The sequence below is a fragment of the Mangrovimonas futianensis genome, from assembly GCF_021245805.1.
GTDB lineage: Bacteria > Bacteroidota > Bacteroidia > Flavobacteriales > Flavobacteriaceae > Mangrovimonas > Mangrovimonas futianensis.
Map to the genome: position 1 here is coordinate 347,332 of NZ_JAJJNF010000002.1, position 21,713 is coordinate 369,044.

Annotated in this window: 21 protein-coding genes; 19 read left to right on the plus strand and 2 right to left on the minus strand. The window is 36.5% G+C overall.

From position 1 onward, the window contains the following. The first annotated feature begins 43 nt into the window (after positions 1 to 43). Both LOK78_RS04315 and LOK78_RS04320 read left to right on the plus strand, forming a co-directional pair. On the plus strand, positions 44 to 886 hold the full coding sequence (locus LOK78_RS04315) for a hypothetical protein (protein WP_232633899.1): 843 nt from the start codon (positions 44 to 46) through the stop codon (positions 884 to 886). A 115-nt stretch (positions 887 to 1,001) separates the two neighbouring features. Further along, positions 1,002 to 2,804, plus strand: coding sequence for a hypothetical protein (locus LOK78_RS04320; RefSeq protein ID WP_232633900.1), 1,803 nt, complete (start codon positions 1,002 to 1,004; stop codon positions 2,802 to 2,804). Between the two features lie 9 nt (positions 2,805 to 2,813). Here the strand turns inward: LOK78_RS04320 and LOK78_RS04325 are convergent, their stop codons facing one another. Further along, positions 2,814 to 3,968: a DNA polymerase III subunit gene (locus tag LOK78_RS04325; protein ID WP_232633902.1), complete on the minus strand. Its 1,155-nt coding sequence runs from the start codon at positions 3,966 to 3,968 to the stop codon at positions 2,814 to 2,816. Between the two features lie 74 nt (positions 3,969 to 4,042). On the opposite strand from LOK78_RS04325, the gene LOK78_RS04330 reads away from it, so the two are divergent. From LOK78_RS04330 to LOK78_RS04340, 3 genes are all read left to right on the plus strand, one after another. After that, the gene (locus tag LOK78_RS04330) at positions 4,043 to 5,230 is read left to right on the plus strand and encodes a phosphoglycerate kinase (RefSeq protein WP_232633903.1); all 1,188 of its coding nucleotides are present in this window, start codon (positions 4,043 to 4,045) and stop codon (positions 5,228 to 5,230) included. A gap of 95 nt (positions 5,231 to 5,325) precedes the next feature. Beyond that, positions 5,326 to 6,924 (plus strand): LysM peptidoglycan-binding domain-containing protein, encoded by a 1,599-nt coding sequence (locus tag LOK78_RS04335; RefSeq protein WP_232633904.1) that lies wholly within the window; start codon positions 5,326 to 5,328, stop codon positions 6,922 to 6,924. Between the two features lie 29 nt (positions 6,925 to 6,953). Further along, positions 6,954 to 7,940, plus strand: coding sequence for a DUF4837 family protein (locus tag LOK78_RS04340; protein WP_232393658.1), 987 nt, complete (start codon positions 6,954 to 6,956; stop codon positions 7,938 to 7,940). A 70-nt stretch (positions 7,941 to 8,010) separates the two neighbouring features. Here LOK78_RS04340 and tatA read toward each other — a convergent pair whose 3' ends face one another. Next, on the minus strand, positions 8,011 to 8,193 hold the full coding sequence (tatA, locus tag LOK78_RS04345) for a twin-arginine translocase TatA/TatE family subunit (protein ID WP_053970774.1): 183 nt from the start codon (positions 8,191 to 8,193) through the stop codon (positions 8,011 to 8,013). A gap of 117 nt (positions 8,194 to 8,310) precedes the next feature. Between tatA and LOK78_RS04350 the strand changes: the two genes are divergently transcribed. Genes LOK78_RS04350 through cysD form a run of 14 tightly spaced genes read left to right on the plus strand, consistent with a single transcriptional unit; the run spans position 8,311 to position 21,680 of the window. Continuing rightward, positions 8,311 to 9,180 carry a M23 family metallopeptidase gene (locus tag LOK78_RS04350; RefSeq protein ID WP_166956798.1) on the plus strand — a complete coding sequence of 290 codons (870 nt, stop codon included), beginning with the start codon at positions 8,311 to 8,313 and terminating at the stop codon, positions 9,178 to 9,180. Further along, complete coding sequence (locus LOK78_RS04355; RefSeq protein ID WP_232633906.1) at positions 9,180 to 10,682, plus strand: GH3 auxin-responsive promoter family protein; 1,503 nt, start codon at positions 9,180 to 9,182, stop codon at positions 10,680 to 10,682. Before LOK78_RS04350 ends, LOK78_RS04355 begins: the two co-directional genes overlap by 1 nt. A 27-nt stretch (positions 10,683 to 10,709) precedes the next feature. Beyond that, entirely contained in the window at positions 10,710 to 12,398 is a 1,689-nt protein-coding gene (locus LOK78_RS04360) for a DUF6909 family protein (protein WP_232633907.1), read from the plus strand. A gap of 10 nt (positions 12,399 to 12,408) precedes the next feature. Further along, complete coding sequence (locus tag LOK78_RS04365) at positions 12,409 to 13,461, plus strand: hypothetical protein (RefSeq protein ID WP_232633909.1); 1,053 nt, start codon at positions 12,409 to 12,411, stop codon at positions 13,459 to 13,461. After that, the gene (rfbB, locus tag LOK78_RS04370) at positions 13,454 to 14,509 is read left to right on the plus strand and encodes a dTDP-glucose 4,6-dehydratase (protein ID WP_232633910.1); all 1,056 of its coding nucleotides are present in this window, start codon (positions 13,454 to 13,456) and stop codon (positions 14,507 to 14,509) included. Before LOK78_RS04365 ends, rfbB begins: the two co-directional genes overlap by 8 nt. Next, the gene (gene rfbA / locus LOK78_RS04375) at positions 14,506 to 15,378 is read left to right on the plus strand and encodes a glucose-1-phosphate thymidylyltransferase RfbA (RefSeq protein WP_232633911.1); all 873 of its coding nucleotides are present in this window, start codon (positions 14,506 to 14,508) and stop codon (positions 15,376 to 15,378) included. The genes rfbB and rfbA overlap by 4 nt, the downstream gene beginning before the upstream one ends. After that, positions 15,375 to 15,926: a dTDP-4-dehydrorhamnose 3,5-epimerase gene (gene rfbC, locus LOK78_RS04380; protein ID WP_232633912.1), complete on the plus strand. Its 552-nt coding sequence runs from the start codon at positions 15,375 to 15,377 to the stop codon at positions 15,924 to 15,926. The genes rfbA and rfbC overlap by 4 nt, the downstream gene beginning before the upstream one ends. Beyond that, on the plus strand, positions 15,916 to 16,776 hold the full coding sequence (rfbD, locus tag LOK78_RS04385; protein WP_232633914.1) for a dTDP-4-dehydrorhamnose reductase: 861 nt from the start codon (positions 15,916 to 15,918) through the stop codon (positions 16,774 to 16,776). The genes rfbC and rfbD overlap by 11 nt, the downstream gene beginning before the upstream one ends. Then, the gene (gmd, locus tag LOK78_RS04390; RefSeq protein WP_232633915.1) at positions 16,773 to 17,891 is read left to right on the plus strand and encodes a GDP-mannose 4,6-dehydratase; all 1,119 of its coding nucleotides are present in this window, start codon (positions 16,773 to 16,775) and stop codon (positions 17,889 to 17,891) included. The genes rfbD and gmd overlap by 4 nt, the downstream gene beginning before the upstream one ends. A 7-nt stretch (positions 17,892 to 17,898) precedes the next feature. Beyond that, positions 17,899 to 18,945, plus strand: a complete 1,047-nt coding sequence (locus LOK78_RS04395; RefSeq protein ID WP_232633917.1) for a GDP-L-fucose synthase family protein — start codon at positions 17,899 to 17,901, stop codon at positions 18,943 to 18,945. Continuing rightward, positions 18,932 to 19,732: a 3'(2'),5'-bisphosphate nucleotidase CysQ gene (gene cysQ / locus LOK78_RS04400; RefSeq protein WP_232633919.1), complete on the plus strand. Its 801-nt coding sequence runs from the start codon at positions 18,932 to 18,934 to the stop codon at positions 19,730 to 19,732. The genes LOK78_RS04395 and cysQ overlap by 14 nt, the downstream gene beginning before the upstream one ends. 3 nt (positions 19,733 to 19,735) lie before the next feature. Further along, positions 19,736 to 20,164, plus strand: coding sequence for a DUF2061 domain-containing protein (locus LOK78_RS04405; protein ID WP_232633921.1), 429 nt, complete (start codon positions 19,736 to 19,738; stop codon positions 20,162 to 20,164). A 14-nt stretch (positions 20,165 to 20,178) separates the two neighbouring features. Continuing rightward, positions 20,179 to 20,778 carry an adenylyl-sulfate kinase gene (gene cysC, locus LOK78_RS04410; protein ID WP_166956775.1) on the plus strand — a complete coding sequence of 200 codons (600 nt, stop codon included), beginning with the start codon at positions 20,179 to 20,181 and terminating at the stop codon, positions 20,776 to 20,778. After that, positions 20,775 to 21,680 (plus strand): sulfate adenylyltransferase subunit CysD, encoded by a 906-nt coding sequence (gene cysD / locus LOK78_RS04415; protein WP_053970760.1) that lies wholly within the window; start codon positions 20,775 to 20,777, stop codon positions 21,678 to 21,680. The genes cysC and cysD overlap by 4 nt, the downstream gene beginning before the upstream one ends. Positions 21,681 to 21,713 lie beyond the last annotated feature (33 nt).

Here is a 21,713-nt window from a genome sequence, read left to right on the forward strand (position 1 = left end):
CATAAAGTTGCTTTTTTTGTTAAAAACTTAAACCAACTAAATCATGAACAAATTTTTGCTCCAAATCGTTTTTCTCCTTTTTGTGACCAGTACTTATTCCCAATTGGTTTTTAACTTTTCAAAAAAGGAATACATCCCTTGTGAAATAGAATTGAGTGATGGAAATACCTTAACAGGCTTTGTCAAGGATTTTGATGAACCCAATGCCGTCGAGTTCTCAGGCTATCAGTTTTCTGTTGAATCCAGAACCAACTTAGATAGGAAGTCTTATACCTTCAGAAAGGAATTAAAAGGGGAAAAACAAGATATCAAGTTAGCAGACATTCAATCCATCTTGTTAAAGGATGAGGATACCATAAAATATGAAAAAATCAAGGTAAAGACCATCAATTCTAATATGGAAGTTGTTGACCTGAATAGAGAGGTCATGATACCTCTTCTTCGGGAAGGAGACATCAATCTATATGGGATTAAGGTCTATAATTGTGGAAGTGGAATGGGTTGTGAAATGGCTTATGTTTTGGCATATATCAAAAACGAAAATCAGGAGTATGCCTATATTCCTATAGATTATAATAGAATCAACTTTTTCAATCTGGGAAAAATAGGAGATAAATTCTTAAAGTCCTTTGAAATGGCGGGCTCTGATTGTCCTGCTTTTTTGGAATATCTGGAAGAACAAAAAGTTTTATTTGATGATAAATCGTTTCAAAAAACCCATAAGGAGGATTACAAAAATTTCAGGAAAGAGGTCAAACAAAAGTTGAAAACAATTAAAGGCGGGAAAAACAAGCGAAAGGAAGAGGATAGGTTATACGCTGCATTTTTCGTAAAAATGTATACCGACATGATAGATGAATATTCATCACGATGCCATGATTTGTAGACTTGGTCTTTATCAATTAGATTCCTTTATATTTCCCATAGCATGACAATTGTCAGCTTCTATTAACTTAGGATTGGTCATTTTTGTGGTTTGTCTAAATTTTAAAGATTAAAAGATGACCAATCCTAAACCCATCCATAGCTTTCATATTCCAGTAATGGGATTATCCTATACCATAGACAGCCCCATAAGAGTGGCTCATTACGGCATTTCCTCGGTAATCTCTATCATTGATGATGAGTTGATGGAGCGAATGAACGCTTTTTACAGCGAAAAGATCCAGTTACCTTATCAAGAAATTACAAAAAAAGCTCAAGATTACCGCGCTCAACGTGTGACGTCTTACCTTAATTTGGTAGATACCATCGTAAAGGACAAATTCGCCAAATTTAAAGCTGAATTAATCGAGAGCAAATCGGCATTAGAACAGTTTATGGCTACCTTACCAAATTCTTCCAGTATCAAGGAAGGACTTACCCATTTACTAGAAGAAGGAGCTGCTTTTAAAGAGCATATCAAGCATTATTTAGAAGCGCATTTAAAACCGGGCGATATTGATGTGAATATCATGACTAAGGTTGATAAGGATAATTTTAATAAAGGAGAACAACTCCCTGTTGCCTTTAATGATGCACATGCATCCCTTCGAGGGTTTGCCCAAAGTAGGTTGCATTCTTCTGTGGTACTTTCGGCTGGGATGAATCCCAGATTATACAGTTATTTTGAAAACTTTGATGATTTCTTTCCCAACGAACAAGGGATTTTAAATAAGAAAATTATTCTAAAAGTGAGCGATTTCCGGTCGGCAACCATTCAAGGTAAATTTTTAGCTAAAAAGGGCCTTTGGGTTTCAGAATATCGCATTGAATCGGGCTTGAATTGTGGCGGACATGCTTTTGCGACAGATGGCTATTTATTGGGGCCCATTTTGGAAGAATTCAAAACGAAAAGAGACGAACTGATACAGGAAACCCATGCGGTTTTGGTAGCTGCATTGAGTCAGAAGGATAAATCGGTTCCTCAGCAACCATTGGAACTCAAGATTACAGTACAAGGAGGTGTAGGAACTGCCGAAGAACACCAATTTTTACTGGATCATTATCAAGTGGATTCCGTAGGTTGGGGATCTCCATTTTTATTGGTGCCCGAAGCTACTTCGGTAGATAAGGAAACTAGAAATTTGTTGGCTGAGGCGCAAGAAGAGGACTTGTATTTAAGCGGGATTTCACCCCTAGGTGTTCCCTTTAATACCATCAAGGGTACAACCAACGAGTTTTACAAGCAACAGCGTATTGATGCTGATAAGGCTGGAAGTTCTTGTCCCAAAAAATATTTGGCACTTAGCAAAGAGTTGGATCCCGAGGGTACATGTACGGCATCTAAAAAATATCAAGATGTGAAATTGGAAGAGTTGGAAGCTAAAAAGGGTGCGTTGACTTATGAAGCTTATGAAAGCACGAAGGCTAAAATAACCGAAAAAGCTTGTTTGTGTGTTGGTTTGGCAAATGCGTCTTATTTGGAAAACAACCTACCCATTAAAGGGCAAGCTCAAGGTGTGGTGATATGTCCGGGACCCAATATGGCCTATTTTGATAAGGAGGTGAAGCTATCTGAGATGATGCAACATATTTATGGCTATAAGTCGGTGTTGTCACATAAAAACCGTCCCCATATGTTTGTTAAAGAACTCAAGATGTATGTGGATTATCTTAAAAACGAACTTGCAGATATGTCATTAGAGGTAACGACCAAGCAAATCAAAAAATGGACGACTTTTAAAGCGCATTTGTTTGATGGGATTGCTTATTACCAACAGTTGTTTGTTTCATCAGCTCTTGGTAAGTCAGTTATGCAAGAATTGGAGAATTGTAAAGAAAATTTAAACGCTGTTGAAATTCCACAGCTGGTGATGGCTTAGGAACTGGGATTACCCCGCCTTTTTATGAAGCAGTCGCGTCAATTTAATAGATAAGTCGGTTAGAATGATTTTGGCGTTCCCATTACGCTCTATGTGGTAAATGGCGTCCTGTAGCTCATTGGAAATATCCAAAATGTTGTTTTCATGTACAAAGGGCGCAAATTTATTGAGGTCAAAGCCTTTGGTTTGAGTTTCTAAGTAAACCAATTCCTGAGCCTTAAAATTCATCAACATAGCCTGTCTAAAAAAGCCCAAACAAAAGTGTAAAAACTGCTTTTGGGTTTCACGACCTGTTTTGGCAATTTCTTCACTCCAACTAATTAAGTCGTGTATGGCACTTTTGTTCCCCTTGGCCCTAAAAGCACTTCGCACCCAAAAAATAAACCATGTTTCAAATTGGGTGTCCTCACTGTCTTGATAAACCAAATCACAAGCCTTGTTATAATTGCCATCAGCTTGATGTGCAATTTTAATAGCGACCTCTTCTTTAAGATCGTAATTTTTAACAAGGGCTTCAGTAATGGTGTTTTCAGACAAAGGTGGAAAATGCAATACTTGACAGCGGGATCTAATGGTATTTATAATCTGTCCTTCGTCTTCAGCAATCAAGATAAAAACCGTTTTGTTTGGCGGTTCTTCAATCAGCTTTAAAAGTTTATTAGCAGCGGCATCGTTCATTTTCTCTGCCATCCAAATAATCATCACTTTATAACCACCTTCATAAGATTTGAGGGAAAGTGACTTTACAATTTCCAAGGCCTCATCCACGCCAATTTGGCCCTGTTTATTTTCGATATGGAGTTTTTTGTACCAGTCAAACAGGTTGCCATAAGGCTGCTCCTTCAGGAGTTCGCGCCATTCTTCCATAAAATGATTGGACACGGGGTGCTTTTTAACCTTGTCATTGGCTGCCACTGGAAAGGCAAAATGTAAATCGGGATGGGAGAGGTTATTGAATTTTAAATTGCAAGATTCATTACCACCGGTATTTTCACCTTCAACATTTTGGCATAATAGGTATTGGGCATAGGCAATAGACATAGGTAAGGTGCCGCAACCTTCGGGACCAACAAACAGTTGAGCGTGCGGAATTCTTCCGTTCTCAATACTCTGTACCAAATGATTTTTTATGTGCTCCTGACCTAGAACTTCGCGAAACTGCATAAGGCAAAGATAACAGAATTACATCCTTATTCTGAAAGGAAAGAATTATATTTGTGTTTCTAAATTTTTAAAAAATGAAAACACTTAATGACTTTAACTTTGAGGGCAAAAAAGCTTTAATCAGAGTCGATTTTAATGTTCCCTTAAATGATAAATTTGAGGTTACTGATGCTACAAGGATTGTGTCTGCAAAACCAACTATTATAAAAATCTTGGAAGATGGTGGTAGTTGTATTTTGATGTCTCATTTGGGTAGGCCAAAAGGAGCACAAGATGAGTTTTCTTTAAGGCATATTGTTCCAAAAGTTGAAGATATTTTGGGTGTTGAGGTAAAGTTTGCATCAAATTGCATTGGGCAGGAAGCTGAAGAAGCTGCTCAAAACTTAAAGCCAGGTGAAATTTTATTACTTGAAAATTTACGTTTTCATTCCGAAGAAACAGCAGGAGATTTAGAGTTCTCTAAACAATTGTCGAGCTTGGGTGATTTTTATGTAAATGATGCTTTTGGAACAGCACATAGAGCTCATGCATCTACAACCATTATTGCTCAATTTTTCCCAGAAAGCAAATGCTTTGGTTTCTTAATGGAAAAAGAAATAGACAGTATTGACAAGGTTTTAAATAACAGCGAAAAACCTGTTTTAGCGGTATTAGGAGGAGCTAAGGTTTCTTCAAAAATCACCATTATAGAAAATATTTTAGATAAAGTAGACCATCTGATTGTTGGTGGAGGAATGACTTATACTTTTGTGAAAGCACAAGGAGGTTCTATTGGTGATTCCATATGTGAGGATGACAAACAGGAATTGGCATTAGATATTTTAAAACAAGCCAAAGCAAAAGGCGTTGAGGTTCATTTACCAGTAGATGTCATTGCCGCTAATGACTTTGCTAATAATGTAGAGACGCAAATTGTTGATGTAGATAAAATTCCTGATGGATGGCAAGGTTTGGATGCCGGACCTAAAACATTAGAAAATTTTGATAAGGTAGTTAACCAATGTAAAACCATTTTATGGAACGGACCTTTAGGCGTTTTTGAAATGGAGAATTTTGCCAAAGGGACCATTTCATTGGGGAATTCCATTGCTGAAGCCACTAAAAATGGCGCATTCTCTTTAGTAGGAGGAGGTGACTCGGTTGCTGCAGTGAAACAATTTGGTTTTGAAGACAAAGTAAGTTATGTCAGTACAGGTGGTGGTGCCATGTTGGAAAGTCTTGAAGGAAAGACGCTTCCGGGTATTGCTGCCATTTTAGAATAGATTTAAGTAAACATCGGCACAGAATTTGTGCCGATTTGTTTTTTATAAGAATTCTAATATTTTGGCGTTGTATGCTTGAAACAAAACACTCATTTATGAAATACGGTATTTTTTTTGGTTTGCTATTTTTTGGTCAGCTTATGTGGAGTCAAGATTCTTTGCGGGTTGACCGGGAAGAGTTAGGATATACAGAGGCCGAATTAAATGAGATGGAGGGACTAGATGTCGATACCATTGTAGATGGTAAAAAGCATTTTGTAAAGGGCATTCCCGTCAAGGATTCTTTGAATTTTGGTCATTTGGAAGATCACGAATTGGCCATGAGCATTGACAAAAAGTGGTTGGAGGAGCTTTATAGCAATACCCTTTTTGACACGATTTATAAAACCGTTTCAGAACTCGATTTTGAACCAGTAGATTATCCAGAACTATCTACAGATACCCTAAAGGCTAGATTGGCTAGACTAAATGCCAAGACCCCTTTTAATGTGGAATACAATCCGTCTTTGGAGAGTGTTATCAAGAGATTTTTAAAAGATCGTAGGAATTATTTTGAACGCATTATGGGATTGAGTCATTTCTATTTCCCCATGTTTGAGGCCGAATTTGACAACTACGACATTCCTTTAGAAATGAAATACCTTTCCATAGTGGAATCAGCTTTAAAACCGCGAGCCAAATCTAGAGTGGGTGCTACAGGTCTATGGCAATTCATGTTTGCCACTGGAAAGATGTATGGTTTGGATGTGAGTAGTTATGTAGATGAGCGTAGCGACCCTATTATGTCCACTCAATCAGCGGCGGCATACTTGTCTAAGCTATATGGTATATTTGGCGATTGGGATTTGGCTCTTGCAGCATACAATTCGGGGCCTGGTAACGTTTCTAAGGCCATAAGAAGATCGGGTGGCTATACCAATTATTGGAACATTAGGCACAATCTTCCACGTGAAACAGCTGGGTATGTTCCAGCTTTCTTAGCCACAATGTATATTTTTGAATATGCCAAGGAACACGGTTTTAAATCGGAAAGACCTTTGTTTCATTACTTTGAAACTGACACAGTTTTGGTGAAAGACATGATTTCGTTGGATCAAATTTCAGAAACGACCGATGTACCCATTGAGGAACTTCAGTTTTTAAATCCGTCTTACAAACTTGACATCATCCCAAAAATTGAGGGTAAAAAATACTATTTACGACTGCCTCGAAAATCGATAGGGATGTTTGTAAACAATGAGGACAGCATTTATAGTTTTGCCAAAGCTGAATTCAATAAAAGAGAAAAACCTTTACCTCAGTTTTTTGAAGCTGATGCCAAGGTTACGTATCGTGTGAGAAGTGGTGATTATTTGGGGCGCATTGCACGCAAATATGGTGTTAGGGTAAGCCAAATTAAACAATGGAATGGCTTAAGAAGCAATAACATTAATATTGGTCAAAGGTTAACTATTTATCCAAGAAAACCTGGAAATATGGTTTCTAAACCAACGAGTTCAAATAGTAACAAAACCAATGCTTCCAAAACCCAGTCTTCAGATGATTTTAAAACCTATGTAGTTAAGGAAGGAGACTCTTTGTGGAGTATTTCTAAAAAATTTCCCGGAGTTTCTGTTGATAATATTAAAGAATGGAACGATATTAGTAGTAACAACTTAAAACCCGGTATGAAATTAAAAATTGGTAAAGGGTAATCAAGTTTCATCAAATTGAACACTACATCATGAAAAAAATTATTTATTTCCTAGCTTTTTTGCTAATAGTATCTTGTAAAAGCGATGGAAAAAAATCTTCAAACTTTAGAGTACTACCAGAATCTTCAGGAAAAATAAACCACCTTTCTGTGGTGTTAAGCAATGACTTTTGGGAAGGAAGTGTTGGTGAAACCATCAGAAATGTTTTAGCCGCACCGGTAGATGGTTTGCCACAGGACGAGCCTTTATTCACAATGAATCAAATTCCACCTGCTGTTTTTTCTGGGTTTGTAACTCAAAACAGAACCGTTTTGAAGATTGAAACAACCCAAGAGGCTAACGTAAAAATTTTAAAGGACGTTTATGCCAGACCTCAAAGAGTGGTATTGGTTACTGGGCCAACTAAAGAAGCAATCATAGAACAAATAAAGGGTCATGAAGATGATATCATAGCGGCTTTTAAGGCGGAAGAAATTAAGGAGCAACAGCGACGAATTAAGTTATCTCCAAATGTCAATAATACCATCAAAAAGAAACTGGGTATCTCTATTACCTTTCCATCGGCTTACAGAATAGCGGTTGATAAGGATGATTTTTACTGGATTAGAAAAGACATTACCACTGGGCACTCAAACCTGATGCTTTATGAATTGCCTTATGGCGCCATTAAAAAGGGGGATAGCCTTGTAGGAGATATTTTGAAGCTAAGGGATTCAATTGGAAGAACTCATATTCCTGGAAGGTTGGATGGAACACACATGACCACAGATGATGCTTATGCTCCCTTTATTTTTGACACGAGTATTGATGGAAAATCAAGTATTGAAACCAAAGGAATGTGGGATGTAAAAAAGGATTTTATGGCTGGCCCATTTATCAACTATATTATAGACGATAAGGAGCACAATAGACTTTTGGTTGCAGAAGGTTTTGTTTTTGCACCTTCTGTAGAGAAAAGAGATTATGTCTTTGAACTTGAATCAATCATTAGATCCATCAAATTTGATGAGGATTAACAGTTTTAAATAATGGAATAAAAAAATGCCCGACAATTGTCGGGCATTTTTCTTATAGGTCAAAAAGTAGTTACTCTTTTTTATCTGTTGATGCATTTTCATCTTTGCTAGCATCTTTAAACTCCTTGATTCCACTACCTAAACCTCTCATCAATTCAGGAATCTTTTTACCTCCAAATAACAATAGAACAATCAAGACAATTAAAACGATTTGCCAAGGACCTACTGCTAAAAAAATACTTGCTGCTATCATAACATCTATTATTTATGGGGCAAATTTAATAATTAAACTTCAATAAAAGCGTTTTCATAACAACTTTAGCATTAACTAAACATAGCCATGAATTATTTTAATTAATTTTGTTAGATAATGACTGCGGAAAAAAAGAAATCCAAGAAAATAAAGAAGAAGCTACTTCACAAGTACCGACTGGTTATTTTAAATGAAGATACTTTTGAAGAGCGCTTATCCTTTAGGTTAAACCGCCTAAATGTTTTTGTGTTGATGTCCTTAACATCCATCTTTTTGGTGTTGGGAACCATTTTCTTAATTGCTTTTACACCTCTCAGAGAATATATTCCAGGCTATTCTTCTACTGCTTTAAAAGAGAAGGCTGTTGAATTGAATTATAAAACAGATTCTTTGCAACGACTTATGGCTATAAACGAGAAGTATTTTGAGTCCATTAGAAAGGTACTTCATGGCGAGGTGAGTCCTCAAGAATTCAATAGGGATTCAACAATTGAAGATGCTAAATTGGATGCTTCTGTGATTAATTTGAAACCTACTAAAGAGGATTCTTTACTACGTTTAAAAGTTGAGAAAGAAGACAAATACAATCTGTTTGAAACTGCTACTTCAACGATTAATTTTGTGCTCTTCCCTCCTATAAGTGGGTCCATTTCACAGGAGTATAATTTTGATGAAAAGCACTACGCTATAGATGTCATTGCTCCAGAAAACACGCCAATTAAAGCAACGGCAGATGGAACGGTTATTTTTGCCGAATGGACAGCAGAGACGGGTTACGTCATGATTATTGAACACGGGAATGGATTAATATCTGTTTATAAGCATAACTCTTCACTAAACAAGACCCAAGGTGAGTTGGTTAAATCAGGAGAGGTTATTGCAACAATTGGAGATACAGGTGAGTTAAGTTCGGGACCTCACCTACATTTTGAACTGTGGAAAGATGGCTACCCGATCAATCCAACCAATTTTATCGATTTTAATTAATGTTTTCATTAAAAGCTGCCTTAGTTAAGCCATTTGCCAAAAGAGTCCATAAGTCTGTTCAAAAATGGGCCATGAACCCGATTGAAACCCAAGAGAAAGTTTTTTTTGAGCTTATAAAAAGAGCAGAGAAAACTGCTTTTGGAAAAGATCATGATTTTGGGACGATTAAAAGCTATGAAGATTTTGTAAATAGGGTGCCTATAAGAGATTATGAGGCTTTAAAATCTTATGTAGAAAGGGTTGTTGCAGGTGAAGAAAATGTACTTTGGAAAGGCAAACCCCTTTATTTTGCCAAAACATCTGGAACTACTTCTGGGTCTAAGTATATCCCTATAACAAAGGAAAGCATGCCATTTCATGTGGAGGCCGCTAGAAATGCTATTCTGATGTATGTGGCAGAAACTGGAAATACAGCTTTTGTTGATGGCAAGATGATCTTTTTACAAGGAAGTCCCATTTTGGATGAGAAGAATGGTATTCAGTTAGGGCGTCTTTCGGGGATAGTTGCTCATTACGTACCAAAATATTTGCAGAAGAATAGAATGCCTAGTTGGGAGACCAACTGCATTGAAGATTGGGAAACGAAAGTAGAGGCCATAGTCGAAGAAACACTTCCTAAGGATATGACCATAATTTCAGGAATTCCTTCTTGGGTACAGATGTATTTTGAAAGGATCATAGAAAAAACAGGGAAGAAGGTTGGTGAAGTATTTCCAAACTTTAACCTGTTTATTTTTGGAGGGGTTAATTATGAACCTTACCGAACGAAATTTGAAAATCTTATTGGACGAAAAGTCGATAGTATCGAATTATACCCTGCCAGTGAAGGCTTTTTTGCATATCAGGATAAACAGGGAGAAAAGGGGATGTTGTTATTATTGGATTCTGGAATATTCTATGAATTTGTAAAAGCTGATGAATTTTTTGATGAGAACCCAAAAAGATTAACCTTAAAAGATGTCGAGATAGGAGTCAATTATGTTATGTTGATTTCTACCAATGCGGGATTGTGGGCCTATAATATTGGAGATACAGTTCAATTTACTTCCATAAAACCTTATCGGGTCATCGTATCAGGCCGCATAAAACATTTTATCTCCGCTTTTGGTGAACATGTTATTGGGAAGGAAGTAGAGTATGCCCTCAACGAGGCCATGGATGCTCATCAAATAGAAGTCACTGAATTTACAGTGGCTCCACAAATTAATCCGACTGCAGGTTTGCCTTACCATGAATGGTTTGTAGAGTTTGAGAAGCTTCCTGCCAATTTGGAAGAAATTGCATCAAAAATAGATTTGGCGTTACAAAATCAAAACAGCTATTATTATGATTTAATCGTTGGAAAGGTGCTAAAGCCTTTGGTTATTAGGCCAATTAAGAAAAATGGTTTTCAAGATTACATGAAATCCATAGGAAAGTTGGGGGGCCAAAATAAAATCCCTAGACTATCTAATGATCGTAAAATTGCAGATGCTCTTGAAGAATTAATATTGGTTAAATAGTGTTATATTTGCGTTCCAAAATTCATTATGAGTAAGTTAAATCAGCACGAGCGAACTAGGGCTCAGGAGAGTTCCAATGCCATTGAAAGGATGTACATCACTATGAGGCATCTTTTCAATAGAGGGTTTTACAAGCCGATGGGAGTGTCTGGAGAGACCCTTAGGGAGGCTCTGTTGTTATTACGACCTGAGATTTATGGATCTATTGGAGATGAGAAAGCTGAATTGCAGGGATTGTTATATGTGATAGAAAGGCTCCCTTATGGGATTGAAGAATGTTCTTATATTAACCTTACGAGTGATGAGGGTTATGCCAATTCTCATTTTAAACCCATAATTCCTCCCAAACGAAGACGTAACTGCTATCGGATTGATGAGGAGCAAATGAACATTGAAATCACTCGTGGGCGCTCTGAAATTTATGATATTTTAACTCATTTAACCTTTTTATTTGTTGAATCTCATAAAATAAGTAAGCGTGTTCTCATTGATGAAAGCGGCAATACAACTAGAGATTGGGTAAAGTTGGAAAAGGCCGTTTTATCAAAGAAAAAGTTAACTCAGGAAGAACGGGAAGTGGCCATTACCCACACCGCTAATATTTTGGGTAGAACTTTTAAGGAATTACTGGCCGTATATGACAAGTTTGCGATGGATGGTAAACCTGAACGATTGTTGCAAATCGTTTATTGGTTAGGAAAACTAGCCATTCAAGAACAAATCAATGGTAATAAGCGAACAATTACCTTCAGTCCAGTATTGAGAGAGCGATTGGGACATCATATACATGGAGAAATATGGGCAGACCGTATCAAGGAAGTGATGTTCTCAAAAGGACTATTGGATAGGCCAATTCACATAATTAGTGCGAATATGCATAGTGTCATGAATGTATGTTTTGCACCTTCAGCCTTGAAATCACTCATGGCAAAAAAGGGTGTTTTTGAAATTTATGAAGACATCAGCAAAAATGAAAACAAAGCCTTACGCAATAAAATCTTCAAGGAAGCGTTGCAAAAAGGAATGATATATATAGAAGATACTTCTGGAACCAATATTGATGTACAATTATTTGATACATCACAAATGGATTTTTCTCATGGAGATATCTCTGTAGATGAAGAAAAAATACTAAAGGATCAACCTGTTATTTTAGTGATGGATTATGCTTTTGGAGAGCAGGCTTATGAGACAATTGATGAATTGCTGAAGCCTTATAGCCCAAATGGCAAGAAAAAGCATCTCGATGTACAATCCATATCCATCATGGGGAAAGCAGGTATTTTAGAAGGTGGTAAAGGTGATATCATGATTCCTTCAGCGCATATTTTTGAAGGTACAGCCGATAATTATCCTTTTGAGAATGAATTGAAAAAATCAGATTTAGAAGGAGAAGGAATTGATGTTTTTGAAGGTACTATGATTACTGTTTTGGGGACCTCTCTTCAAAATAGGGACATTTTGAGGTTTTTTTACAATTCTACATGGAATGTGATAGGATTGGAAATGGAAGGAGCTCACTATCAAAAAGCCATTCAATCAGCTTCCAAAGTTAGGGGAAGTATCAATCCAAATGTTAAGGTGAGATATGCCTATTATGCCAGTGATAATCCCTTGGAAACAGGTAGTACTTTGGCTTCAGGAGGTTTGGGAACTACAGGGGTTAAGCCAACCTATTTAATAACAAGAAAAATTTTGCACCAAATATTAAATTAACGATCAACTAATGAACGAAAATTCAACAAACAACCAATCGACAGAAGAGGTTGATTTAGGACAATTATTTAAACTTATAGGAGATGCCTTTAATAGGTTGTTCAAGTTTATAGGCTCTATTTTTAAGGCAATTTTTTCTGTTATAATTTATGCTCTAAAGGCAGTTATTGTCAATTTTAAAATTATTGTTGTGACAATGGTCATAGCAGGAGTGTTGGGTTTTGCATTGGAGAAAATATCTCCAGATGTTTATTCTTCATCCATGTTAGTAAGACCTTATTTTGACTCAAAATATCAATTGGTTACTAACATCAATTATTATAATGCCCTTATTGACAATCAGGACTATGCAACTTTTTCAAACTTTTTTGATTTGAGTGAAGAAGAGGCTAAAGAAGTTTTAAGTTTTGAAATTAGTCCAGGTCCAGAAACAGAGAATGAAAGAATCAAGGAGTATGATAGCTTTATTAAATCCTTGGATAGTGCTCGTGCTTCTAGAATTTCATATGATCAATATTTAGAGAATAGAAGTGTTTATTCCGGAAGCATATTTCAAATTGAGGCATTTTCGCTTAAACAGGATATCTTTCCAAAATTGGAAAAGGGATTAAATAATGCCTTTACTAATGAATATACAGAGACAAAGAAAAGAAAAAGAGATTCCTTAATAACCATTCAAAAGAATAATATTTTGGAACAATTGGCTAAGGTGGACTCCCTACAAAGAATTTATATCAATGTTTTAGAAGAAGATTCCAAATCTACTAGTACTGAACTTATTTTGGGCGAAGGACTTTCACTTAGCAAGGATAGATCAAATACTAGAGAATATGATTTATTGAATAAAGAAATAGAGTTAAGAAATACATTGAAAAGCTTAGAAGAAAGAAAGGTAGAAGAAGATGTGTTTTTTGACGTCATTTCTGAATTTCAATACGTTGGGAATAAAACATCTGATTGGTATAATAGATATGCTCTGATCTTTCCCGTTTTGGCATTTCTTATGTTATGTGTCATTTATTTAACTTCTAGATTGGTGAAATTTGCTAAAGCCTATGAATAAAAATAATGTCCTAATTACGGGAGGAGCAGGTTTTATAGGGTCTCATGTTGTCAGGCTATTTGTTAATAAATATCCTGAATATCAAATTTATAATTTGGATAGCTTGACCTATGCGGGAAATCTTGAGAATTTAAAGGATATTGAAGAAAATGAGAACTATCATTTTCTAAAGGCTGATATCAATGATGAAGAATCTATCAATAAATTATTTAAACAATATCAGTTTGATTCCGTTATTCATTTAGCCGCTGAATCGCATGTGGATAGATCTATAAAGGATCCGTTGGCTTTTGTGAAAACAAATATTATCGGGACCTTAAATCTTTTAAATGCTTTCAAGGGCATTTGGGAGCATGATTTTGATGGAAAACGATTTTATCATATAAGCACAGATGAAGTTTATGGAACACTTGGGGAAAGCGGCTTGTTCACTGAAATTACACCTTATTCTCCAAACTCACCATATTCGGCTTCTAAAGCGAGCTCAGATCATTTTGTTAGAGCTTATGGGGAAACCTACGATTTGCCTTATGTAATTTCAAATTGTTCCAACAACTACGGACAGAATCAATTTCCTGAGAAGTTAATTCCTTTATTTATCAATAATATTATCAATAAAAAACCATTGCCAGTTTATGGCGATGGCAATTATACAAGAGATTGGCTTTATGTCATCGATCATGCAAGAGCAATTGACTTGGTATTCCATGAAGGCGAAAACGGAGAAACTTACAATATAGGAGGTTTCAATGAGTGGAAGAATATTGATTTGGTGAAATTGCTCTGCAAGCAAATGGATGAAAAATTGGGTCATGCCAATGGAACTTCTGAAGAATTAATCACCTATGTTAAGGACAGACCAGGACATGATTTACGTTACGCTATTGATGCTTCCAAAATCAATAAGGAATTGGGATGGGAGCCATCCGTAACATTTGAGGAAGGGCTTTCAAAAACCATAGATTGGTATTTGTCAAATCAAGAATGGTTGAACCATGTGACTAGTGGAGCTTATCAAACATATTATGAAAAACAATACCAATCATGAAAGGAATTATATTAGCTGGTGGATCCGGTACAAGATTACATCCTTTAACCCTCTCTGTAAGTAAACAATTGATGCCGGTCTATGACAAACCGATGATTTATTATCCATTGTCTACACTTATCTATTCTGGAATCAGGGAAATTCTGATTATTTCTACACCTAAAGATTTACCTCTTTTTAAGGATTTACTGGGAAATGGGGAGAAGTATGGATGCCGATTTGAATATGCGGTGCAAGAAGCCCCGAATGGATTGGCCGAAGCCTTTATCATTGGCGCTGATTTTATTGGAAATGACAAGGTAGCCTTAATTTTGGGAGATAACATTTTCTACGGAACGGGTCTTTCTAACTTACTTCAAAGTAACAATGATCCCGATGGCGGAATCATATATGCTTATCGCGTTCACGACCCGGAGCGTTATGGTGTTGTTGAATTTGATGATGATGGGCAAGCCATTTCGATAGAAGAGAAACCACTGAAGCCGAAATCCAATTTTGCGGTTCCGGGGATTTATTTTTATGATAACTCAGTTGTTCAAATTGCAAAGAATATCAAACCCAGTCACCGAGGTGAATTGGAAATTACAGATGTCAATAAAGCCTATTTAGAGCAAGGTAATTTACATGTCAGTATTTTGGACCGGGGGACGGCTTGGTTAGATACGGGTACTTTTCAATCCCTAATGCAAGCCTCTCAATTTGTTGAGGTCATTGAGGAACGTCAAGGATTGAAGATCGGATCTATCGAGGCAGCAGCTTTTGAAATGGGATTTATAACAGAACAGGAATTTAAAGATTTGGCAGAGCCCTTAATGAAAAGTGGGTATGGTAAAAATCTGTTAGGACTTCTTAAACATAAAGAGGAGTGATAGTAAAGGAAACTAAATTAAAAGGATGCTTCGTTATTGAACCAAAGGTATTTGAGGATGAACGAGGCTATTTTTTTGAATCGTTTAACCAAGAAAAGTTTAATGATGCCATCGGTGCCGAGGTGAAATTTGTTCAAGATAACGAGTCTTTTTCAGCAAAAGGTGTTTTAAGGGGTTTACATTTTCAAAATGGGGCCTTTGCACAAGCCAAATTGGTTCGGGTTATTCAAGGCGAGGTGTTGGATATAGCGGTTGATTTAAGAAGAAACTCAGAGACGTTTGGAGAATATGTTTCAATAAGATTATCTGGTGAGAACAAAAAGCAGTTCTTTGTTCCACGAGGGTTTGCACATGGTTTTGTGGTGCTGAGTGACACAGCTATTTTCTCCTATAAGTGCGATAATTTTTATAATAAAGAATCGGAAGGCGGCATTATATACAATGATAAATCATTGAACATTGATTGGGAGTTTCCTTTGGATCAGGCACAATTATCAGAAAAGGATCTTGTTTTACCAACTTTTGAAGCGTATTTAAATGAAGAATAAGGTACTAATTACAGGTGCTGGTGGGCAATTAGGACAATGTATCAAGGATCTTCAGATCTCCTACTCAGACTTTGAGTTTTGCTTTACAGATGTTCAAGATCTTGATATTTCAAATGAGCAACAAGTCTTAGATTTTTTTGAAACAAACCAAATAGGGTGGTGTGTTAATTGTGCTGCCTATACGGCCGTAGATAAGGCGGAAAGCGATGAGAAAATGGCTTATGGCATTAATGCGATTGGAGCTAAAAATTTAGCCTTGGCATGCCAAGTACATAAGGCAAAACTTATTCATATTTCAACTGATTTTGTTTTTGATGGTAGTCAGTCGATTCCTTATTCCGAAGAAGCTCAAACCAACCCACTTGGCGTTTATGGGGATTCAAAACTTCAGGGAGAGCTTGAAATTCAAGATATCCTAAAAGAGCATTTCATTGTAAGGACCTCTTGGTTATATTCGGAATACGGGCATAACTTTTTAAAAACCATGTTGAAATTAGGGGAGGACAGAGAAGTATTGAATGTGGTAGGAGATCAAGTAGGAACGCCTACATATGCAGGAGATTTGGCAATTGTACTTTTAGATGTTATAAAGAATAATTCAGAGCAGTATGGCATGTATCATTTCAGTAACGAAGGGGTGGCTAGCTGGTATGATTTCGCTAAGGCGATTTTTGATATTCAAGGGAATGATAGGATAAAAGTTGGAAATATTCTTTCAGAAGCTTATCCAACCCCAGCAAAAAGACCTAGCTTTAGTGTTTTGGATAAAGCCAAAATCAAAAAGCAAATGAATATTGAAATCCCTTATTGGAGGGACAGTTTATATAAAGTTATTAATCAAATAAAATGAGTAAAAAAGTAGCATTAATTACGGGGGTTACTGGACAAGATGGTGCCTATTTAAGTGAATTTCTTTTAAAGAAAGATTACATTGTACATGGGATTAAAAGAAGGTCGTCCTTGTTTAATACCGATAGAATCGACCATTTATACCAAGATCCTCACGAGGAACACAGAAACTTTTTTCTTCATTACGGAGATCTAACCGATAGCACGAACCTAATTCGGATAATCCAAGAGGTTCAACCTGATGAGATTTACAATTTGGCTGCTATGAGCCATGTTCACGTTTCTTTTGAAACCCCAGAATATACGGCTAATGCTGATGGAATAGGAACACTAAGGATATTAGAAGCTATTAGAATTTTGGGACTGGAAAAGAAGACCCGTATTTATCAAGCTTCAACTTCAGAGTTATATGGAAAGGTGCAGGAAGTTCCTCAAACAGAAACCACTCCTTTTTATCCTAGAAGCCCTTACGCTGTTGCGAAAATGTATGCTTACTGGATCACAGTAAACTATCGGGAAGCTTACGGAATGTATGCTTGTAATGGGATTTTATTTAATCATGAATCACCCATAAGAGGAGAAACTTTTGTGACTAGAAAAATCACGAGAGCTACTTCTAGGATTGCTCTAGGGTTACAGGATAAAATGTATTTAGGAAACTTGGATGCGAAACGCGATTGGGGACATGCCAAGGATTACATCAGAATGATGTGGATGATTCTTCAAGCAGAGGAAGCTGAAGATTGGGTCATCGCTACTGGGAAAACAACAACCGTCAGGGATTTTGTGAAAATGTGTTTTGGTCATATTGGGGTTGAATTAGAATTTAAAGGAAAAGAATCAGAGGAAAAAGGATATATCAAATCTTGCTCTAATCCAGATTATCAATTGGAAATAGGGAAAGAAGTTGTTGCTGTTGACGAAAAATACTACCGCCCAACAGAAGTAGATTTATTAATTGGGGATGCAACAAAGGCCAAGGAAAAGCTTGGTTGGGTGCCTCAATATGATTTACCTGCTTTAGTTGAGGATATGATGCAAAGTGATCTTATATTGATGCAGAAGCAACAATACCTTCAAGAAGGGGGCTATCGAATCAATAACTATTTCGAATAATTGGTCTATGGACAAAGCTTCAAAAATTTATGTTGCAGGTCATAGAGGACTTGTAGGTAGTGCTATTCTTGAGAATTTAAAAAACAAAGGCTATACCAATATCGTTACTCGAACCCATGCTGAGCTAGATTTAACAAACCAAGAAAGGGTCGAACAATTTTTTGAAACCGAAAAGCCGGAATACGTTTTTTTAGCAGCTGCAAAAGTTGGTGGAATAGTAGCCAACAATGTGTATAGAGCTGAATTTATTTATGATAATATGATGATTCAGAATCATGTGATTCATCAAAGTTATGTTCATGGCGTTAAGAAATTATTGTTCTTAGGAAGTACTTGTATTTATCCAAAGAATTGCCCACAACCCATGAAGGAAGATTACTTGTTGACAGATCCTCTAGAATACACCAATGAGCCTTACGCCATAGCTAAGATTGCTGGTATAAAGATGTGTGAAAGTTATAACATTCAGTATGGCACTAATTTTATTTCGGTGATGCCAACTAATCTATATGGGCCAAATGATAATTTTGATTTGGAAAAATCTCATGTTTTGCCTGCCTTGATACGTAAAATCCATTTAGCTAAACTTCTTAATGATGGAAATATTGAGGAAGTTTTAAATGATTTGAAAATGGATTCTATTGTTGAGGCAAAATCCTATCTATCAAAATTTGGTGTTAGCGAAAAAAGTGTAGAGATTTGGGGCTCAGGAAAGCCAATGAGGGAATTTTTGTGGTCAAAGGACATGGCTGATGCCTGTGTTTTTATTATGGAAAATAGGGATTTTGAAGATACCTATTCAGAAGGAGCCAAAGAAATTAGAAATACCCATATCAATATTGGAACTGGTAAGGAAGTGTCTATAAAGGAACTGGCAGAAACAATAAAAGGAATTATTAGTTTTGACGGAGAGTTGGTTTTTAACTCTGAAAAACCTGATGGAACCATGAGAAAATTAACGGATGTCTCTAAGCTGAATGGCCTAGGATGGAAACATCAAATTGAATTAAAGGACGGAATTAAAAAAGTATATGATTGGTATGTCAATAAATAATCATTTAAAAATAGCTATTGAAGCCTCCTTGAAGGCAGGTGAAAGAATTATGGAAGTCTATGATTCGGTATTTGATGTGGAATATAAGGATGATAAATCTCCCTTAACAGAAGCGGATAAACAATCTAATGATATCATCAATTCATTTTTGATACCAACAGAAATTCCAATCATAAGCGAAGAAAATAAACAAGTGGACTATGCTGTAAGGAAAACATGGGATACTTGTTGGGTGGTTGATCCAGTAGATGGGACCAAAGAATTTATAAAGCGAAATGGCGAGTTTACAGTCAATATAGCTTTGGTAGAACAGGGACAACCGCAATTGGGGGTAATCTATGTCCCAGCTGTAAAAACGTTATATTTTGCTGATGTGACTATAGAGGAAGCCTTTAAAGTTGAGCTTGACTCTCATGATGTTTCTTTTGAGGAAATAATGACAAAGGCTAAAGCCTTAAATCCAAAGACTGAAAAGTCAAATAAAATTGAAGTTGTAGGGAGTCGTTCCCATATGAATCAGGATACTTTAGACTTTGTTGAGAGTCTTAAAAATGAAGGCAAGGATGTCGAGATTGTCTCCAAAGGTAGTTCCTTAAAATTCTGTTTGGTAGCAGAGGGGAATGCGGATGTTTACCCAAGATACGCTCCTACTATGGAGTGGGACACAGCAGCAGGTCAGGCCATTTGCAATGCCGTTGGCTTACAAGTTATTTCTAAGGAAACGGATAAACCTTTACAGTACAATAAAGAAAACTTGTTGAACAGTTATTTTTTGGTAAGCAGATAGTTTATGGCAGACGTTTCCTATAAACGACATATAGCAAAAACCATTACCTGGCGTTTGGTGGGAACACTGGATACCATTCTGCTTTCTTGGTTAATAACAGGAAATCCTTTAACAGGATTGAAAATTGGTTTTGCTGAGGTAACCACAAAATCTATCTTGTATTATCTGCATGAAAGAGTATGGTTTAAAATCAATCTCTCAAAAGATGGAAGACGTTTGGAAAGTAAGAAACGACATTTTGCTAAAACCATTACTTGGAGAATGATAGGAACCTTAGATACTATGACCTTGGCTTGGATTATTTCTGGAAATCCTATGGCAGGTCTAAAAATAGGTCTTGCTGAAGTTCTTACTAAAATGACCTTATACTATTTTCATGAAAGAATTTGGTATCGCATTAATTTTGGACTTCCTAACCGAGAGATTGATTAATAAAGAAATAAGAAATGAAGGAGAACATTATACCCCACTCATATCAGGTGTCTCAAGAAGACCGCAGGACATCTAATAAACATAACTCTTTTTTATTGTGGTTCACAGGACTTTCTGGATCAGGGAAGTCGACAATTGCTAACGTTGTAGAGCAAAAACTATTTGAGAAAGGAATAAAAACCTATACTCTTGATGGTGATAACATTAGAAAGGGAATTAATAATGATTTAAGCTTTTCTCCAGAAGATCGAACTGAAAATATCCGCAGAATTGCAGAAGTGGCGGGTTTGATGGTAGATGCTGGGTTGGTGGTTTTGGCGGCTTTTGTTTCGCCCTATAAAAAAGACCGTGATAACATAAGAAGAATCGTCAAAGATGTTAACTTTGTTGAGGTTTACATCAACACCAGTGTTGAGGAATGTGAACGAAGGGATGTGAAAGGACTCTATAAGAAGGCAAGAGCCGGTGAAATAAAAAATATGACTGGAATCTCTGCCCCTTATGAGGCCCCAGAAAATCCCGATATTGAAATAAAAACGGAACAAGAATCTGTTGACGAAGCAGTCAATAGGATTATTGAATTTATAACGCCAAAATTGTCAAGGCAATCATGAGTAAGTATTATTTAAATTATTTAGACGAGTTAGAGAGTGAAGCGATATTTGTATTGCGTGAAGTGTGGGCTCAATTTCAAAATCCGGTTATTCTTTTTTCTGGAGGAAAGGATTCGATAGTAGTGACACATTTGGCCAGAAAGGCATTTTACCCTAGTAAAATTCCTTTTGCTTTAATGCATGTGGATACAGGACACAACTTTCCTGAGACTATTAAATTTCGTGATGATTTAATTGACGAGTTGGGTGTCAATTTGATTGTAGGCTCTGTACAGGAATCGATTGATCAAGGGAGAGTAGCAGAAGAAAGAGGAAAGAACGCAACCAGAAATGCACTTCAGATAACAACATTATTAGATGCTATTGAAACCCATAAAGTAGATTGTGCCATAGGTGGGGGAAGAAGAGATGAAGAAAAGGCGCGAGCTAAAGAACGTTTCTTTTCACATAGAGATGATTTTGGACAATGGGATCCTAAAAACCAACGGCCAGAACTTTGGAATATTTTCAACGGCAAGCATTTTGAAGGAGAACACTTTAGAGCATTTCCTATCAGTAATTGGACTGAAATGGATGTTTGGAATTACATAAAAAGGGAAAACATTCAAATACCATCCCTATACTTTGCTCATGAAAGAGAGTGTGTTTGGAGAAACAATTCTTGGATACCCAATTCAGAATTTTTAATGCTTGAAGAGACAGAAGAAATAGTTGTCAAGAAGATACGTTTTAGAACTTTAGGAGATATTACTATTACAGGAGGTATTGAAAGCGATGCTGATACTGTTGAAAAGATTGCCAATGAAGTTTCTGCTATGAGACAAACAGAAAGAGGGAACAGAAGTGATGACAAGCGTTCTGAAACCGCTATGGAAGATCGTAAACGTCAAGGGTATTTTTAAATTAAACATCAATTATTCTATAATTCAATTATA

Coding starts and splice junctions, on each gene's coding strand:
- LOK78_RS04315 (WP_232633899.1), top strand. CDS start 44: ATGAACAAATTTTTGCTCCAAATCGTTTTTCTCCTTTTTGTGACCAGT.
- LOK78_RS04320 (WP_232633900.1), top strand. CDS start 1,002: ATGACCAATCCTAAACCCATCCATAGCTTTCATATTCCAGTAATGGGA.
- LOK78_RS04325 (WP_232633902.1), bottom strand. CDS start 3,968: ATGCAGTTTCGCGAAGTTCTAGGTCAGGAGCACATAAAAAATCATTTG.
- LOK78_RS04330 (WP_232633903.1), top strand. CDS start 4,043: ATGAAAACACTTAATGACTTTAACTTTGAGGGCAAAAAAGCTTTAATC.
- LOK78_RS04335 (WP_232633904.1), top strand. CDS start 5,326: ATGAAATACGGTATTTTTTTTGGTTTGCTATTTTTTGGTCAGCTTATG.
- LOK78_RS04340 (WP_232393658.1), top strand. CDS start 6,954: ATGAAAAAAATTATTTATTTCCTAGCTTTTTTGCTAATAGTATCTTGT.
- tatA (WP_053970774.1), bottom strand. CDS start 8,193: ATGATAGCAGCAAGTATTTTTTTAGCAGTAGGTCCTTGGCAAATCGTT.
- LOK78_RS04350 (WP_166956798.1), top strand. CDS start 8,311: ATGACTGCGGAAAAAAAGAAATCCAAGAAAATAAAGAAGAAGCTACTT.
- LOK78_RS04355 (WP_232633906.1), top strand. CDS start 9,180: ATGTTTTCATTAAAAGCTGCCTTAGTTAAGCCATTTGCCAAAAGAGTC.
- LOK78_RS04360 (WP_232633907.1), top strand. CDS start 10,710: ATGAGTAAGTTAAATCAGCACGAGCGAACTAGGGCTCAGGAGAGTTCC.
- LOK78_RS04365 (WP_232633909.1), top strand. CDS start 12,409: ATGAACGAAAATTCAACAAACAACCAATCGACAGAAGAGGTTGATTTA.
- rfbB (WP_232633910.1), top strand. CDS start 13,454: ATGAATAAAAATAATGTCCTAATTACGGGAGGAGCAGGTTTTATAGGG.
- rfbA (WP_232633911.1), top strand. CDS start 14,506: ATGAAAGGAATTATATTAGCTGGTGGATCCGGTACAAGATTACATCCT.
- rfbD (WP_232633914.1), top strand. CDS start 15,916: ATGAAGAATAAGGTACTAATTACAGGTGCTGGTGGGCAATTAGGACAA.
- gmd (WP_232633915.1), top strand. CDS start 16,773: ATGAGTAAAAAAGTAGCATTAATTACGGGGGTTACTGGACAAGATGGT.
- LOK78_RS04395 (WP_232633917.1), top strand. CDS start 17,899: ATGGACAAAGCTTCAAAAATTTATGTTGCAGGTCATAGAGGACTTGTA.
- cysQ (WP_232633919.1), top strand. CDS start 18,932: ATGTCAATAAATAATCATTTAAAAATAGCTATTGAAGCCTCCTTGAAG.
- LOK78_RS04405 (WP_232633921.1), top strand. CDS start 19,736: ATGGCAGACGTTTCCTATAAACGACATATAGCAAAAACCATTACCTGG.
- cysC (WP_166956775.1), top strand. CDS start 20,179: ATGAAGGAGAACATTATACCCCACTCATATCAGGTGTCTCAAGAAGAC.
- cysD (WP_053970760.1), top strand. CDS start 20,775: ATGAGTAAGTATTATTTAAATTATTTAGACGAGTTAGAGAGTGAAGCG.